Genomic DNA, 16,825 nt, shown 5'->3' on the forward strand with positions numbered 1-16,825 from the left:
TGCATGCGCTTTACGCCCAGTAATTCCGATTAACGCTCGCACCCTCCGTATTACCGCGGCTGCTGGCACGGAGTTAGCCGGTGCTTCTTCTGTCGCTAACGTCAAAGAATACCGCTATTAACGATACCCCCTTCCTCACGACTGAAAGTACTTTACAACCCGAAGGCCTTCTTCATACACGCGGCATGGCTGCATCAGGCTTGCGCCCATTGTGCAATATTCCCCACTGCTGCCTCCCGTAGGAGTCTGGACCGTGTCTCAGTTCCAGTGTGGCTGATCATCCTCTCAGACCAGCTAGGGATCGTCGCCTTGGTGAGCCATTACCTCACCAACTAGCTAATCCCACCTGGGCATATCCTGACGCGAGAGGCCCGAAGGTCCCCCTCTTTGGCCCGTAGGCATCATGCGGTATTAGCCATCGTTTCCAATGGTTATCCCCCACATCAGGGCAATTTCCCAGGCATTACTCACCCGTCCGCCGCTCGTCAGCAAAGAAAGCAAGCTTTCTTCCTGTTACCGCTCGACTTGCATGTGTTAGGCCTGCCGCCAGCGTTCAATCTGAGCCATGATCAAACTCTTCAATTTAAGTTCTTTTTGGCTCAATGAATACTGACTCTAAATTACCTAGCTCCTATAAATAGAAGCGTAATTCAAAGCTATTATCGTTCCAACAGAACGATAATGAATTGACTGTGCCGATAGTGCTAAAAGCCCTATCAATTTGGTCACTCAGTTCATTGAAACCGAAGTGCTTATTGCTAAGCATTTTGATTATCATCAACGAGTGCCCACACAGATTGATTGGTTTAAATTGTTAAAGAGCTGGCTTGCGAATCTCTCGTTGAGCTTCGAAGCGGAGGTGAATTCTAACGAGTTAATTTGAAGAGTCAAACACTTTTTCAAATTTTCTTTTTTAGAAGCTTTCCCTCAACTAACACTGCCTGAAGCCTTGCGGCGTCTGCCGTGTCAGTGAGGGCGCATTATAGGGATAAAATTCAGGTTGGCAATAGTAAAAACAAGAAAAAAGCACACAAGTGAATCAAGCGCTCAATAAACCATCAAAAAACTGAATTCACCCGATTTATTGACTGATTTCGACCTTGGACAATAAACAAAGAAGGCTATGCCACGGGCATAGCCTTCATAAAAAAGAGTTACTGATGAGCGACGATATCCCCCTCTTTAACATCAAGATAGATTGGTGTACCAGGAATAAATTGCCCTGATAATATCGATTTTGCTAATGGATTCTCTATTGTTTGCTGAATAGCACGTTTTAACGGTCTTGCACCATATACTGGATCAAATCCAATGTGGGCAACAAGATCTAACGCGTCATCGCTAACAATTAATCCATAATCTTTATCCGCTAAACGTTGACGTAAACGCTCTAACTGAATAAAGGCAATAGATTTAATCTGCTCTTGAGCTAATGGGTGGAACACCACACTTTCATCAATCCGGTTTAAAAACTCGGGACGAAAATGTTTGCTCACGACCTCCATAACTTGCTCTTTCATAGTCTGATAATCCAAATGAGCAAAGTTTTCTTGGATGCGTGATGACCCCAAATTCGAGGTCATGATCACTACCGTATTACGAAAATCAACGGTTCGACCTTGACCATCGGTTAATCGACCATCATCGAGCACTTGTAATAAAATATTGAACACATCAGGATGCGCTTTCTCAACCTCGTCCAACAACAATACGGAATAGGGTTTACGCCGTACCGCTTCAGTCAAGTATCCGCCCTCTTCATAACCCACATAACCAGGAGGCGCACCAACAAGACGAGCTACTGAATGTTTTTCCATAAATTCAGACATGTCGATACGCACCATGGCATCTTCACTATCGAACATGAAATTAGCCAGCGTTTTACAAAGCTCAGTTTTCCCTACACCCGTTGGACCTAAGAATAAAAAAGAACCTATTGGGCGATTAGGATCCGATAATCCAGCTCGACTACGACGAATAGCATCAGCAACCACCTCAACCGCCTCCGACTGCCCGATGACACGTTGATGTAAAAACGTTTCCATCTGCAACAGCTTCTCTTTTTCGGCTTCCAGCATTTTCGCAACAGGAATCCCCGTCTGTTTTGACAATACTTCAGCAATTTCTTCATCGGTAACTTTATTGCGTAACAAGGTCATCTCTTGCATTTCAGCTTGAGTCGCTAAATCTAGCTGTTTTTCTAGTTCAGGAATCCGTCCATATTGCAACTCAGACATGCGGTTTAAATCACCAGCTCGTCTTGCCACTTCTAAATCTAAACGCGCTTGTTCTAATGCTGATTTAATGTGTTGCGTTCCCGATAACGCTGCTTTTTCTGTGTTCCAAATTTCTTCTAATTCTGAATACTCGCGCTCTTTTTCTTTTAACTCATCATTAATAATGCCCAGACGTTTTTCGCTCGCATCATCGTGTTCATTACTTAATGCTTGCTGTTCAATCTTCAATTGGATAATTTTTCGTTCCAATTTATCAAGCACTTCCGGTTTTGAATCCATTTGGATACGAATACTCGAAGCGGCTTCATCGATTAAATCGATCGCTTTATCTGGCAATTGACGATCGGAGATATAACGATGCGATAATGTTGCCGCAGCAACAATCGCAGGATCGGTAATCTCAACATGATGATGCAATTCATAGCGCTCTTTTAACCCTCGTAGGATCGCCACCGTATCTTCAACGCTCGGTTCATCCACTAAAACTTTTTGGAAGCGACGCTCCAATGCAGGATCTTTTTCGATATACTGGCGATATTCATCGAGTGTTGTCGCGCCAACGCAATGCAATTCTCCACGCGCCAAGGCCGGTTTGAGCATATTCCCGGCATCCATCGACCCTTCACCTTTACCGGCGCCGACCATGGTATGTAATTCATCAATAAATAAGATGACATTACCTTCTTCTTTTGCCAGCTCGTTCAGCACCGATTTTAAACGCTCTTCAAATTCACCGCGATATTTAGCTCCTGCGACTAAAGCGCCCATATCGAGAGAAAGTACCCGTCGGCCGCGTAGCCCTTCTGGCACTTCATTATTAATAATTCGCTGTGCTAAACCTTCGACAATGGCGGTTTTACCCACACCAGGTTCACCGATGATCACTGGGTTATTTTTCGTACGCCGTTGCAATACTTGAATGGTACGGCGAATTTCATCGTCACGGCCTATCACAGGGTCTAATTTGCCTTGCTCAGCTCGTTCAGTCAGATCAATCGTGAATTTTTCTAAAGCTTGACGCAGTTCTTCGGCATTAGGATCATTAACTTTTTGCCCACCACGGATGGTTTCAATCGCTGCAGAGAGCTTTTTCTCACTCAATCCAACCTCTTTTAATAATTGACCAAGAGGTCCTTTATCTTCGATTGCCGCTAGCAAAAATATTTCAGAGGAGATGTACGCATCTTGGCGTTTTTGTGCCACTTTATCACAGAGATTAAATAACGTACCCAACGCACCAGATAGCTGAACATCACCACCAATCCCACTCACTTTAGGGAGCCTGTCGAGCATCTCGCCTAGTTTTGAGCGTAGCTGTGCCACGTCAATATTCAACATGGTTAACAACGGACGAATAGGACTACCATTTTGATCGAGCAGTGCCACCATTAAATGAACTGGCTCGATATACTGATGATCACGACCTAGAGCCAAAGACTGCGCATCAGAAATGGCTATTTGAAATTTACTGGTAAATCTATCAAGACGCATAACCACCTTCCTAATCTCATTCAAGAGAAACTAATCACATAGAGAACATGGTTACGCAAAGAAGATATTTCAAGTCAAAGGGGATAACTTTATGAGCAGAAAATGCGCTATATAAGGCTATAGAACAAAGGACAAACTTAAAGTGGACTAACCAGCGATAGCTTATTAGGTAACAGAAAAGAAGGTTAGCCATACAGAGTCAGATTTTAATCACGAAACCGTGCTATTTTGTCTGACTATTCTATCCAGATGAAGCAAGCCTGTCGGCCAGTTACGCCATCGCGTCGGTACGAATAAAATTGCTGATCATGTTGATAAGTACATAAATCACTTTTAACCACCTGATCAATACCAATTTTTGCTAAACGTAATTGTGCAAGTTGAGCGATATCGGCCAACCATTTGCCGCAATTGGATGTTGCTGAAAAAGCCCTTTGCGCATGACTATCATAATCGCAAAAAACCTGCCTGACTTCATCACCAACCTCAAAGGCTTGAGGACCAATCGCAGGACCAAGCCAGATTAAAACATCATCAGAAAACTTGTCTAAAGCCTGCTCAACAATCCCTCCGGCTAATCCTCGCCAACCCGCATGAACCGCGGCAACTCGAGTACCTTGCATATTGGTAATCAATATTGGTAAACAATCAGCTGTCATGGCTGAACAGACGACACGCGGAGTTGATGTAACAATACCATCAGCATCCAGCACTTTATAACTAGGCTGGCTGACTTCAATCACTCGAGTGGAATGTGTTTGATTAAGCCAGATAGGCGGGGATGGCATCCGACAGTATTGTTGCAACCAGTCGCGATTTTTTGCCACTATCGACGGATCATCCCCAACATGCATGCCAACATTCAAACCATCGTAAGGCGGAAGAGAAAATCCACCATGACGGGTTGAACAAAACGCTTTCACATTGTTAGGCGCTGGCCAGTTAGGAATGATCACCGACATGGTTTAATACTCTTGCGAATAGTTCAGTTTAGCATCTTCACGTAACGCTTCTGTCATAATAACCATATCATCGGGCACTGGAGCATGAAACTCAAGCTCCTCGCCAGTGATCGGGTGTTCAAACTTTAACATTACGGCATGCAGTGCTTGTCTATCAAAAGCTCTAATCATTTCCGTGAGCTCAGGGGTTGCTCCTTTAGGAATACGCGCCCGACCACCATAAGCACTGTCACCTAACAACGGATGTTGCAGATAAGCCATGTGTACTCGAATTTGGTGAGTTCGCCCGGTTTCTAAACGCAAGCGAATCCGGGTATGTTCACGAAAATGTTCTGCGACACGATAATGCGTAACCGCAGGTTTACCCATTTGATTCACCGCCATTAAAGTACGCTTTGTTGAGTGACGACCGATTGGTTTATCAATCATGCCACCCGCGGTCATTTTACCGATCGCAATCGCTTCATATTCACGGGTAATATTGCGTTTTTGCAAATCTCTTACCAAACGTGTTTGTGCTGGGACTGTCTTCGCGACCACCATTAAACCCGTCGTATCTTTATCAAGACGGTGCACAATCCCTGCACGTGGAACTTCTGCAATTGGTGGATAATGAAAGAGTAAAGCATTTAATACGGTACGATCTGGCGTTCCCGCCCCAGGATGAACGACAAAATCTCTGGGTTTATTGATCACCAGAATATCGTCATCTTCATAAACGATATTAAGTGGAATATCTTGCGCTTCCCAGCGTTGTTCATCTTCTAGCTCGGCCAGAACGGTAATGCTCTCTCCTCCCATCACTTTGGTACGAGGCTTAGTGACCACCGTTCCATTGACTGTAATTTTGCCATCTAACAACCACTCTTTAAGACGAGAGCGGGAAAAATCGACAAATAATTCTGCTACCGCTTGGTCTAAACGCTGACCAAGCTGGCTTTCTTTTACTGTTTGAGTTAATTCAATCTGCTGAGCCATATCGAACTTTTTTAAAAACCGTGAGACTAATAGCCACGAGTGTGGAAAAATATGTTTTCATTGTATCTGTTACTGATCGGAAAGTAACGAAACGATTTACGGAGCAAGCTCGCTCCAAGTTTAGAAGCTTTATTGCAAGGAACCTAACCCTGACATGAAATACCAAACTTTATCAGGCTTACTCGCATTATCTTTATTAGTTGGCTGTTCAAGTAAAGAAGAGATTGTCCCTGACGTTCCACCCGCAGAGTTGTACAGTGATGCTCAAACTTCATTGCAAAGCGGTAATTGGTTAACCGCCATCGATAAGTTAGAAGCACTAGACTCTCGCTACCCCTTCGGAGCGTATTCAGAGCAGGTTCAGTTGGACTTGATCTACGCTTACTATAAAAATGATGATCTCGCTTTAGGGCTTGCGACCATTGAACGTTTTATTCGACTCAATCCCACTCATGAAAAAATGGATTGGGTTCTGTACATGCGCGGCTTAACTCATATGGCCCAAGATCGAAACTTTATGCACGATCTATTCAATATTGACCGTAGTGATCGCGACCCAGAACCAGTAAAAGCTGCTTTCGCAGATTTTAAACGTCTACTTGAACGTTACCCAAACAGTTTATACGCTAATGATGCACAACAGCGCATGATTGCTTTGAAAAATCGTTTAGCTGAATATGACTTAGCGACGGCTGATTTTTATTTACGCCGTGAGGCTTGGATCGCCGCGATTAATCGAACTCAAGAGCTACAGAAAACCTATCCGGGTACTGAAGCCGCACGCAAATCCTTATCTATTCAGCTAAAAGCTTATCAGCAACTAGGCTTGACTGATGCGGCCGAGCGAACCAAACAGCTAATGCAACTGAACGCTCGTCCTTAAGCTTACATTCAGCATCATGATTCCCCCTCGTTTCTATAACTAAACGACTGAGTTATGGGTAAGCGAAAAATCAATGCCCCCACTTGCATTAATCAATAATGCAAGTGGGGGAAATCGTTGACTCAAGTGGATAAGCAGAAAAGGGTGAAATCGTAATAAAGCGAAGCATTAAGGAAGGTATATGACATTTTTTTAGGCCGTAACAAAGCACTAAAATAGGCGTAATATTTAGTGATTCCACTCATCAATCTAGCGCTTTCTTTGATAATAACAAGTCTTTTTATCCACTATTCCTACCACTCTTTGCGAAAGATCACGTTTGCTTTCAAGCGTATCAACACCCAACAAAAAAGAGATCTTGATCACATTATTTTATCCAGAAACCTGTAATCTGAAGTTAACCCATAAGGGATGCAACAGAGGAAAAACACTATGCAAATGAACATCACTGGCAAAAACATTGAAATCACCTCTGCAATCCGTAGCTACATTGAGAGTAAGTTTAAAAAGCTCGAAAAATGGCAAGTCGATATCACCGGTTGCCAAGCAAGCTTTAGTGAACAACCCAATAAGCAGAAAAAATTTGAAGCGACGGTCACTATCCCGAAAGGTCAACTAGTCGCTTCTGCAATTCACGAGGATCTCTATGCCGCGATTAATGAAGTTGAACAAAAATTAGAGCGACAGCTCAATAAATTGCGCCATAAACCCGATGCTCGTCGTACCGAGAAACCTGAAATTGTAGAAGTCGAAGAATAATCTTCCCCTGTTATCCATTTAGCGCCTTAGGGCGCTATTTTTTTGCTTGACGCTGTTTACTGGCTTGCTTATTGTGTCCATTCAATCGCTAAGGTAGCAATAACCGATGTTAACCTCTCATTTTCTGTTTGTTTTTAACTTCTTTTTTCTCCAATAATCTTGGAGGCTTGCTCGTTTAAAGAAAATAAGTCAAAAACGAACAGACAGAAAGCCTCCCATCGGGAGGCTTTTTTATAAGGATTTAGTTATGACCAGCCCAAAACTGTCACTAGAAGAGATTCGTGACCGATTAAACACCATTGATAATCAATTACTTAGACTACTTTCCGAACGTCGCCAACTGAGTATCGAGGTCGCCAAGAGTAAAGTACAAACCTCAAAGCCCGTACGCGATCCCGTTCGCGAGCAGCAACTATTGGTCAAGTTAATTCAAGTCGGTAAACAGGATTATCAATTAGACGCCCAATACATTACCAAACTGTTTCATACGATTATTGAAGACTCCGTATTACTGCAGCAAGCTTATTTACAAAACCTAGCCAATCCACAAAACCGCAAGCCATTGGCTAGAGTTGCTTTTCTCGGTGCGAAAGGCTCTTACTCACATCTTGCGACCCGAGAATATTTCAGCCGTAAAAATACTGAGCTTATCGAACTCAATTGCGAACAATTTAGAGACATTACCAAAACCGTTGAATCTGGCCATGCAGATTATGGTGTTTTACCAATTGAAAACACCAGTTCAGGCTCGATTAATGAAGTGTATGACTTACTTCAACATACCACCCTATATATCGTCGGCGAGATCACTCAACCGATAGAACACTGCTTAGTTGCCACACAAGATATCCGCTTAGAAGCGTTGAAAATTCTCTATTCACACCCACAGCCACACCAACAATGCAGTGAGTTTTTAAGTCGCTTGCAAGGGGTCAAACTGGAAACCTGTGCTAGCACTGCCGATGCGATGAAAAAAGTACAACAACTGCAACGTGATGATGTTGCAGCAATCGGCAATGCAGCAAGTGGCAAATTGTATGGCTTACAATCGATTCAAACCAATATCGCTAACCAAACAGAAAACCATACTCGGTTTATTGTTGTGGCCCGTAAACCAATTGAAGTCTCAACTCAAATTCCAGCAAAAACTACCCTGATCATGTCAACGGCACAAGAAGCTGGCTCATTAGTCGCCACCCTATTAGTGCTCCAACGTTATGGTATTAATATGACCAAACTGGAATCCAGACCTATCATGGGTAATCCGTGGGAAGAAATGTTCTATGTCGACTTGCAAGCTCATCTGGATTCAGAAGAGATGCAAAAAGCACTTAGTGAACTAACTAAACTAACCAAACATTTAAAGGTACTTGGCTGTTATCCTATTGAGAATATTAAACCCACTCAGGTTAAGTTAATCCCAGCGTAAAAAACTGCTGATGGTGCAATCTCTAACAATGTTGAGTGATTGCTAAGTAGGAAGCTCGTCAGTCACCATTAATATAGATAACCATAGTGATTGAAACGAACGTAGCTATACCCAAACGACTTGGAGTTGCAGGTAGGCGGCAAGTAAGTAAATCCCGATGAGCATAGGCAAACTATGTGATTGGGGAGCCAACACCGCTGCTGCTTCAAGTCGGAAGGGGATAACACCGCAACAATTCAACTAGCAACAACATATTGACTAGGAAATAAAGAGAATCTCAACATGTCATCAAATCAAGCCATTATCCATATCATCGTCGCTTCACTGAATCCTGCCAAAATTAACGCCGTTAAAAGCGCTTTTGAGCAATTATTTCCTAATCATACATTGCAATTACAGGGCGTGACGGTTGATAGCGGTGTTGCTGCTCAACCAATGAGCGATGAAGAGACCAAACAAGGCGCACTTAATCGAGTGCACCATGCAGAGCAAGCTTATCCAGGAGCCGATTTTTATGTGGGATTAGAAGCAGGCATTGAGCAGGGGATGACATTTGCCTGGATGATCGTCAAATCAGGCGAACAATATGGCGAGTCTCGTTCTGCCAGCCTCATGCTACCTCCCGCCATTAACCAACGTTTACACGCCAACAATGAACTTGGTGAGATTATGGATGAAGTATTTGGTACCGATAACATCAAACAAAAAGGAGGAGCGATCAGTTTACTTACTCAACATCATTTAACTCGTAGCTCAGTTTACCATCAGGCTCTTATTTTAGCCTTAGTACCATTTTTGCATCCCGAGCTATTTATGCCTTTAGATTTAGATAAAGCACCGAAAAAATAGTCACCACTTACACGACTCAAGCAAACAGGTGCGAATTTAACCTATCGAAATAAAACGCTTTTTCCTTTTAACTTACCGCAATATCATTCATATCACAGCAAATCATACAATAAGCTATTTGAGTAGCAACGATGCCAAAGCTTCACGCTCAGTTAATGAGCGTGATTTTAACTCATTAGAGCCACGAGTAATGGTTGCGACCCCCACTCCCAGTAATTGACTCATTTGCCGTTGAGATAACTCCCCTTTCAATAACTCACAGAGAATATTGATTCGTGCAACTAAAGCCTCTCGTTCATCAGGCGTCATTAACATGGTCAGTAGCATCTCATGTTGATCGAGTGATGCAGCTTGTTGCACCAAGGTTAATAATTCGCTCCAGTCACTGTAATCCGGTTGTGTTGACATGGTTGTACTCGTTAAGTGATACATGCTCCGTATTGTAGAACAGACTGCGAGGGAATCAATACATAGTCTGCAACTCATTGTCGGTTAAAAATGGGCCATTTACTCCCATCACATCGCGATAGTAAGTTTCAAACATCAACACGTTTTGGATATAGCCTCTGGTTTCGCGAAACGGAATCGCCTCAATAAACGCATAAGCATCTAACTGCCCTTGAGTCTGTTCTCGCCAGCGATCGACTCGGCTGGGGCCAGCATTGTAAGCAGCAAAAGCCAAAATACGATTGTTATTGTATCTCGCCAATAAATCATTCAGATAATGACTGCCAATTTCGATATTTTTACCGACTTGGAAAAGCTCATCTTCATGTTGATAACTTAAGCGATATTTTTGCGCGGTATAACGAGCCGTTGTCGGCATGACCTGCATAATGCCCCGAGCACCAACAGGAGAACGCGCTTCAATATCCATCGCACTTTCTTGCCTCGCCAACGACATCAAGGTAATCGGATCAATACCATGTTTCTCTCCATAAAAATTGAACCACCATTGATGGGCGAGAGGAAAACGTAACTGAGTGTTATCCCATAAATTGGCCGATATCGTCGCGCGGACCGTTAAATGATACCAATGTTGTGTGGCAGCATAGACCGCGAGCATCTCTTTGCTGGGTTGTTCCACTCGCTGCAATAGCCAATTCCATTCGCTCTTCGCTGCGGCGATTTTATCGCGCTCAATCAACTCACCGATGCGAATGAGCTCTGTTTGATAAGGTTTAATCAACTCGCGATTTAAAGAGAGCGTCGAACTTGGGTATTGAATAGATTGTTGTAATGCTTCTGCTGCAGCAACACTATAAAAATTACGTAACCCGAGTAAGCTACGCATTCTTTTCAGTCCCTGTTCCGCTTGTCCTGCTTGTAATTCACTGCGTGCTAACCAATATTGCCAACGCGTTGAAGTTTTATCTTCTGCGGGTAATTGCTCTATCCACTTAGCTATTCCCTGCCAATCCATACTGCGCAACGCTAAACGTATTCGAGTTTCAATTAAGTGGGTATTATCACTGCCCATAATCATACTATCGCGCCATTGTTGAAGCTCAGGTGGTTCGACACTCATCATACGTAAAGCGATATATTGCCCAGTCCGAGCACGCAACGAATCCGACCAATCTAGCTGTTTATCAACTAATATCCATAACCGTTGGGCTTGAATCGCATCGGCTCTCGCTGCTTTTTCTAACGCCAGCTCCACCTGACGATACAACAGGGTTTTATCGCGATACTGGGTAATAAAACTCACTACCGTTTCAGGTTTGTCGTACAAGCCGATCATTGCCAACGCTTCTGCATGTGTCGGTTTGCCATCCAGCTTACTGGCTAAATGACGCATTAATGACCGATTTCGCCCTTCAAAAGCCAATAGCATACGTTGTAAAACTAGACTATCCGTCAAGCCACCTTGCTGCTCCCACACCGTGAAGAGCGGATCGCAAGCCGAAGAAACACTTGCGCCACTTTGCCACAGCGCTTTAGCGCCAACGAAGGCTTCGTTGTAACGCCCAGTTTTTAACTTGGCATGATAATAGTGACAGCGATACGTTTCTCCATTGGGTTCATTCGGTGAAAACTTCAACATCTCCGCCCACTTTCCCTGACTCGCTAAAGCATCAAAATAAGGTGCACTGATCCGATTTGAAAAAGGAAATGTTTTATGACTATCGATAAAATTACGCACCACAATCGGAGATTTATCACCTAAATCAATCAAAAAGCTCCGATAGTCGAGATATGGTGTTAATGGATAATCGGCTATCTGTTTGCGCGCTTTTTTGAAACGTGTGACATCTTTATTATCTAACCATTGGTGTGCTTGTTCATACAATTCACGTTGCGCTTCTAAGTCTAAGGTTTTGCTAACCCCTAAGTGACTAAAACTCATTGCACCGATCAAAACGCAGCCGAGCAGCATTGATGAACTGTGCTTATGCCGTTTCAATAAAACCCGATACCCCATTGCGATGATCCCTTCTATTTCCCTTTCCCAATTCACATTATTACGCAGATTCTTCAGCGAAATGTAAAGGTGTAAGATGTAAACTTGAAGTCAATAGTAATAAAAACCTTAATCCACTTGTTGCATTTAAATTTCTTACACATTGTGTGGTTCATTTCCCCAGTCAGAAACCGTCAACCAAGCAAAATAACTGTCTGACGAGTAACAAAAGGATTAGCTTTGATATAGAATAATGGCTTTGTTCTGTTTGAAAGATTAGGAATGATCGGCAATGGCTGAATACGTCTATACCATGTCGCGGGTGAGCAAAGTTGTGCCTCCTAAGCGTCAAATCCTCAAAGATATTTCGTTAAGCTTTTTCCCTGGTGCTAAAATCGGCGTGCTTGGCCTCAATGGCTCAGGTAAATCGACACTCCTACGCATTATGGCAGGGATTGATCAAGATTTTGATGGCGAAGCTCGTCCGCAACCCGGCTTAAATGTGGGATACCTTCCCCAAGAGCCTGTCTTGGACGAAAATAAGACGGTGCGTGAAGTGGTTGAAGAAGCGGTTGCTGATGTGGCCCATGCACTCAAGCGACTCGATGAAGTCTACGCCGCTTATGCTGAACCGGACGCAGACTTCGACGCCCTAGCCAAAGAGCAAGGCGAGTTAGAATCGCTGATCCAAGCCAAAGATGGTCATAATTTAGAAGCCGCTCTCGAGCGTGCCGCCGACGCTTTACGTCTGCCTGAATGGGATGCCAAAATCGCCACTCTATCAGGTGGTGAACGCCGCCGAGTAGCGATTTGTCGTTTACTGCTTGAAAAGCCCGATATGCTACTGCTCGATGAGCCCACCAACCACTTAGATGCTGAATCTGTGGCTTGGCTTGAGCACTTCTTGGTTGATTATAGCGGTACTGTGGTGGCGATTACCCACGACCGTTACTTCCTCGATAATGCTGCAGGTTGGATTTTAGAACTGGACCGTGGTGAAGGTATTCCATGGCAAGGTAACTACACGTCTTGGCTAGAACAAAAAGATGAACGTTTGAAACAAGAAAAAGCCGGGGAAAGTGCCCGTCAAAAAACCATCGAAAAAGAGCTAGAATGGGTTCGTCAAAATCCAAAAGGTCGTCAAGCTAAATCTAAAGCGCGGATGGCTCGCTTTGAAGAGATGACCACCGGCCAATACCAAAAACGTAACGAAACCAATGAATTGTTCATCCCACCTGGTGAGCGTCTTGGTGATAAAGTGCTGGAAGTCAACAACCTAACCAAATCGTTTGGTGATCGCGTACTGATTGATAATCTGTCATTCAGCATGCCGAAAGGCGCGATCGTTGGTATTGTCGGTGCTAACGGCGCCGGTAAATCAACCTTATTTAAAATGCTTAGTGGCGCTGAGCAGCCCGATTCAGGAACCATTGAGTTAGGTGAAACGGTTAAATTAGCTTCGGTCGATCAGTTCCGTGACAGCATGGATGACAAGAAAACGGTCTTCCAAGAGATCTCTGAAGGCGCGGATATCATTAAGATCAATAACTTTGAAATTCCAGCGCGAGCGTACTGCTCTCGCTTCAACTTTAAAGGTAATGATCAGCAAAAAATCATTGGTGAGCTATCTGGGGGGGAGCGTAACCGCGTCCATCTAGCCAAGCTGCTTAAAGCGGGAGGCAACGTCCTACTGCTCGATGAACCAACCAACGACTTAGATGTTGAAACCCTACGCGCACTCGAAGAAGCCTTATTGGAATTCCCAGGCTGTGCGATGGTGATTTCGCACGACCGTTGGTTCCTTGACCGTATTGCCACTCATATCCTTGATTATCGGGATGAGGGACAAGTGAACTTCTATGAAGGTAACTATACCGAATATATGGAATGGCTAAAGCGCACGCTTGGCGCTCAAGCGGCTGAGCCACATCGTATTAAGTACAAACGGATCAGCAAATAATCCGTTGCCCAGATTAAAGCTACCTTCGGGTAGCTTTTTTTGCTCTGCGCAAAACCTTATTTCGTGCGCCAAATTCGAGTTAAGGCACCTGCACTCTGCTATGCTTAATGCGTACTCATTACGCAATTGTAGGACTTATGATCGAACGTCGACAGTTTTCACGCATCCTTTACCAAGCGCCAGCAATGTTACAGCAAGGTGATATACAGCTCACGACTTGTATCCACGATCTCTCTTTACGAGGTTTACTCTTGTGGGCCGTCGATGAACCCAATTTAGATAGCGATCAGTTAGTAGACGTGGCGTTTACCCTGCCGGAAAGCGAGATCACGATTCGTTTAAGCGGACAATTGGTGCGGCAAAATGAGCGTATTCTGCATATCAAGATAGTTCATATTGATTTAGAGAGTATCGCCCATTTAAAACGCCTAGTAGAACTCAATATCGGTGATGACGAGCTTTTACACCGCGATTTAGAACATTTAGTGACTGAGGCTCCATAACGTTTATCAACGTTGCCAAGCATCGCTGGCGTGTTTAAGTAAGTGCTGACTCTCTTGCATAAACTGCTGAGAATAGTCGCCAAACCAATCGCTCACTTGGTTAAATTGGCTAACAAAACCTAGTTTATCCCCTTGTTTAAGCAAGCCGACCGCTTGTTCCAAACTATCCTGAAAACGGCCAATCATCTCAATATTCTCTTGCGAAGATAAAATAATATCCGCGTATAAATTTGGGTCTTGCCCAAACAAACGCCCGACCATCGCCAATTCGAGACGGTAAATCGGTGAGCTTAATTTAAGCAACTGTTCAATATTAGGATTAACTTTACTTAAATGCAGACCGTAAACAAATGAAGTGAAGTGACGTAATGCTTGAATTAAGGTCATACCTTGATCGTGCTCTTGGGCATCAATGGCACATAAACTCGCTCCCCAAATCGCAAATTGGTCCAGCAGCCATTGATACTGCTCCACTCCTCGGCCATCACAATACACGATGACTTGCTTTGCTAAGCTTGGGACATCAGGTCCGAACATCGGGTGTAAACCAACCACAGGGCCAGAATGAACCTTCAACATGGCCGCCAACGGCTTCGATTTAATTGACGTTAAATCACATAAAATACAATCGGAAGGGAGTTGATTGAGTTTCTCAATCACACCGACAGTCAAATCTATCGGTACTGTCACCACCACTAAACCTGCATCATGTAAGAGTTCATCGGCGCGATGCCAATCTTGGCTACCCAGTACTTTGACCTGATAACCGGATAAATCAAACATGCGAGCAAACAGGCGACCGAGTTGACCATGACCACCGATGATCACCACTGAGCGTAATTCAGGCTTTAAACATTTAAAACCTGAGTCTTTCTCACTGGCGTAAGACTCACGCATGGTTCGGCGTAAAATATCTTCGATTAATTGTGGTGGCACACCTTGTGCTTCAGCTTCAGTACGGCGCGACGCCAGCATACTCGCTTCTCGTTCTGGAACATAAATCGGCAATCCGTAACGGCTTTTGACCTCTCCGACTTGCTCAACTAATGCTAAACGGCGAGCCAGTAAATCAATCATCTGTTTATCCAATGCGTCGATTTGTTCCCGTAATGCATTCAACTCTTCAGCCATCGTTGTTCCTTTATCTACGATTTACAGCGGTCTGCTAAAAAAGGCACCAGCGCCTGGTGAGCATGACGCAATAATTGTTCTGTCGTTTGCCAATCAATACATGCATCCGTGATTGAAACGCCGTATTGCATTTGCGATTTAGGTAGCTCCGCTGATTGATTTCCTTCGTTTAAGTGACTTTCAATCATCACACCGATGATCGAGCGGTTTCCTTCGCGAATTTGATGAATCACATCTTCGGCCACCAATGGCTGGCGACGATAATCTTTACGTGAGTTGGCATGACTGCAATCGACCATCAATGCCGCGTCCAATCCAAAACCGGTTAATTGTTGTTCACACTCAGCGACCGAAACGGAATCGTAATTGGTTTGTTTGCCGCCACGTAAAATCACATGGCCATTCATATTACCTTGTGTAGTTAAAAGAGCCACTTGCCCTTCACGATTAATGCCCATAAAACGGTGGCTTGATGACGCGGCTTGCATCGCGTTAATCGCCGTCGATAAGCTACCATCGGTACCATTTTTAAAGCCAATCGGCATAGAAAGACCACTGGCCATCTCACGGTGAGTTTGTGATTCCGTCGTTCGAGCGCCAATCGCTGCCCAGCTGAAAGTATCGGCTAAATATTGCGGACTGATCGGATCAAGCGCCTCTGTCGCAAGTGGCATGCCCATCTCCGCTAAATCTACCAATAATTGACGGCCAACATGTAAGCCATGCTCAATATCAAACGATCCATCAAGATGCGGGTCATTAATCAGACCTTTCCAGCCAACCGTGGTACGTGGTTTCTCAAAGTAAACTCGCATCACAATATACAGTTGATCGCTCAGTTCAGCCGCCAATGCCTGCAGTCGTTTAGCATACTCTTTTGCGGCTTGAATATCATGAATAGAACAAGGGCCACAAACCACCAATAAACGGTGATCACGTTTATGGATAATATCCGCGATGGTTTGCCGAGATTGTCGAATCGACAGTCTGGCTTTTTCACTTAATGGCAGTTTAGCTTTTAATGCATCAGGGGTAATCAATACCTGTTCATCAACGATATTAATGTCACTTAAATCACTTTTCTTCATTGCTACACCTGTAATCTTTAATTTACACCAAAATGTATTTGGCGACCAAAACTCAACTAAACACAAAATAACAGGCTAAAAAAACATTGCAAGTGTAAATTTAAAAAAACAATTTGTGTAAACTAAAGATTACATGCCAGGTGCAACATAG

Annotated in this window: 13 protein-coding genes, 1 rRNA gene and 1 other annotated feature; of the genes, 6 read left to right on the top strand and 8 right to left on the bottom strand. The window is 43.9% G+C overall.

Annotated elements, in window-relative coordinates:
- From FKQ60_RS07800 to rluD, 4 genes are all read right to left on the bottom strand, one after another.
- A 16S ribosomal RNA gene (locus tag FKQ60_RS07800) occupies window positions 1-585 on the bottom strand; the annotation flags it as partial.
- A 569-nt stretch (window positions 586-1,154) separates the two neighbouring features.
- Window positions 1,155-3,728 carry an ATP-dependent chaperone ClpB gene (gene clpB / locus FKQ60_RS07805; RefSeq protein WP_158138824.1) on the bottom strand — a complete coding sequence of 858 codons (2,574 nt, stop codon included), beginning with the start codon at window positions 3,726-3,728 and terminating at the stop codon, window positions 1,155-1,157.
- 236 nt (window positions 3,729-3,964) lie between these two features.
- Window positions 3,965-4,690, bottom strand: coding sequence for a peptidoglycan editing factor PgeF (gene pgeF / locus FKQ60_RS07810; protein WP_158138825.1), 726 nt, complete (start codon window positions 4,688-4,690; stop codon window positions 3,965-3,967).
- Window positions 4,691-4,693: 3 nt separating this feature from the next.
- Window positions 4,694-5,668, bottom strand: coding sequence for a 23S rRNA pseudouridine(1911/1915/1917) synthase RluD (gene rluD, locus FKQ60_RS07815; RefSeq protein WP_154170295.1), 975 nt, complete (start codon window positions 5,666-5,668; stop codon window positions 4,694-4,696).
- Between the two features lie 154 nt (window positions 5,669-5,822).
- Here rluD and FKQ60_RS07820 point away from each other — a divergent pair, with 154 nt between their 5' ends.
- The 4 genes from FKQ60_RS07820 to yjjX all read left to right on the top strand — a co-directional run bounded on the left by FKQ60_RS07820 (window position 5,823) and on the right by yjjX (window position 9,588).
- Window positions 5,823-6,551 carry an outer membrane protein assembly factor BamD gene (locus FKQ60_RS07820; protein WP_154170293.1) on the top strand — a complete coding sequence of 243 codons (729 nt, stop codon included), beginning with the start codon at window positions 5,823-5,825 and terminating at the stop codon, window positions 6,549-6,551.
- A 432-nt stretch (window positions 6,552-6,983) separates the two neighbouring features.
- On the top strand, window positions 6,984-7,310 hold the full coding sequence (gene raiA, locus FKQ60_RS07825) for a ribosome-associated translation inhibitor RaiA (RefSeq protein WP_004394106.1): 327 nt from the start codon (window positions 6,984-6,986) through the stop codon (window positions 7,308-7,310).
- A gap of 111 nt (window positions 7,311-7,421) precedes the next feature.
- Window positions 7,422-7,546: a sequence feature (Phe leader region), on the top strand.
- A gap of 11 nt (window positions 7,547-7,557) precedes the next feature.
- Entirely contained in the window at window positions 7,558-8,739 is a 1,182-nt protein-coding gene (pheA, locus tag FKQ60_RS07830; RefSeq protein WP_170906276.1) for a prephenate dehydratase, read from the top strand.
- 282 nt (window positions 8,740-9,021) lie between these two features.
- Window positions 9,022-9,588 (top strand): inosine/xanthosine triphosphatase, encoded by a 567-nt coding sequence (gene yjjX, locus FKQ60_RS07835; protein ID WP_158144742.1) that lies wholly within the window; start codon window positions 9,022-9,024, stop codon window positions 9,586-9,588.
- Between the two features lie 114 nt (window positions 9,589-9,702).
- Here the strand turns inward: yjjX and trpR are convergent, their stop codons facing one another.
- Complete coding sequence (gene trpR / locus FKQ60_RS07840; RefSeq protein ID WP_212752405.1) at window positions 9,703-9,996, bottom strand: trp operon repressor; 294 nt, start codon at window positions 9,994-9,996, stop codon at window positions 9,703-9,705.
- Window positions 9,997-10,051: 55 nt separating this feature from the next.
- Window positions 10,052-11,968 (bottom strand): transglycosylase SLT domain-containing protein, encoded by a 1,917-nt coding sequence (locus FKQ60_RS07845; protein ID WP_249374282.1) that lies wholly within the window; start codon window positions 11,966-11,968, stop codon window positions 10,052-10,054.
- 316 nt (window positions 11,969-12,284) lie between these two features.
- Here FKQ60_RS07845 and ettA point away from each other — a divergent pair, with 316 nt between their 5' ends.
- Complete coding sequence (ettA, locus tag FKQ60_RS07850) at window positions 12,285-13,952, top strand: energy-dependent translational throttle protein EttA (protein ID WP_158144741.1); 1,668 nt, start codon at window positions 12,285-12,287, stop codon at window positions 13,950-13,952.
- A 137-nt stretch (window positions 13,953-14,089) separates the two neighbouring features.
- Window positions 14,090-14,455 carry a PilZ domain-containing protein gene (locus FKQ60_RS07855; protein WP_040903853.1) on the top strand — a complete coding sequence of 122 codons (366 nt, stop codon included), beginning with the start codon at window positions 14,090-14,092 and terminating at the stop codon, window positions 14,453-14,455.
- 6 nt (window positions 14,456-14,461) lie between these two features.
- On the opposite strand, the gene tyrA is transcribed toward FKQ60_RS07855, so the two are convergent.
- Complete coding sequence (gene tyrA / locus FKQ60_RS07860; RefSeq protein ID WP_158138829.1) at window positions 14,462-15,586, bottom strand: bifunctional chorismate mutase/prephenate dehydrogenase; 1,125 nt, start codon at window positions 15,584-15,586, stop codon at window positions 14,462-14,464.
- A 14-nt stretch (window positions 15,587-15,600) separates the two neighbouring features.
- Window positions 15,601-16,674, bottom strand: coding sequence for a 3-deoxy-7-phosphoheptulonate synthase (locus tag FKQ60_RS07865; protein ID WP_004394115.1), 1,074 nt, complete (start codon window positions 16,672-16,674; stop codon window positions 15,601-15,603).
- Window positions 16,675-16,825: the final 151 nt, after the last annotated feature.

The organism is Vibrio sp. A11 (genome assembly GCF_013048705.1).
Taxonomy (GTDB): Bacteria; Pseudomonadota; Gammaproteobacteria; order Enterobacterales; family Vibrionaceae; genus Vibrio; species Vibrio metschnikovii.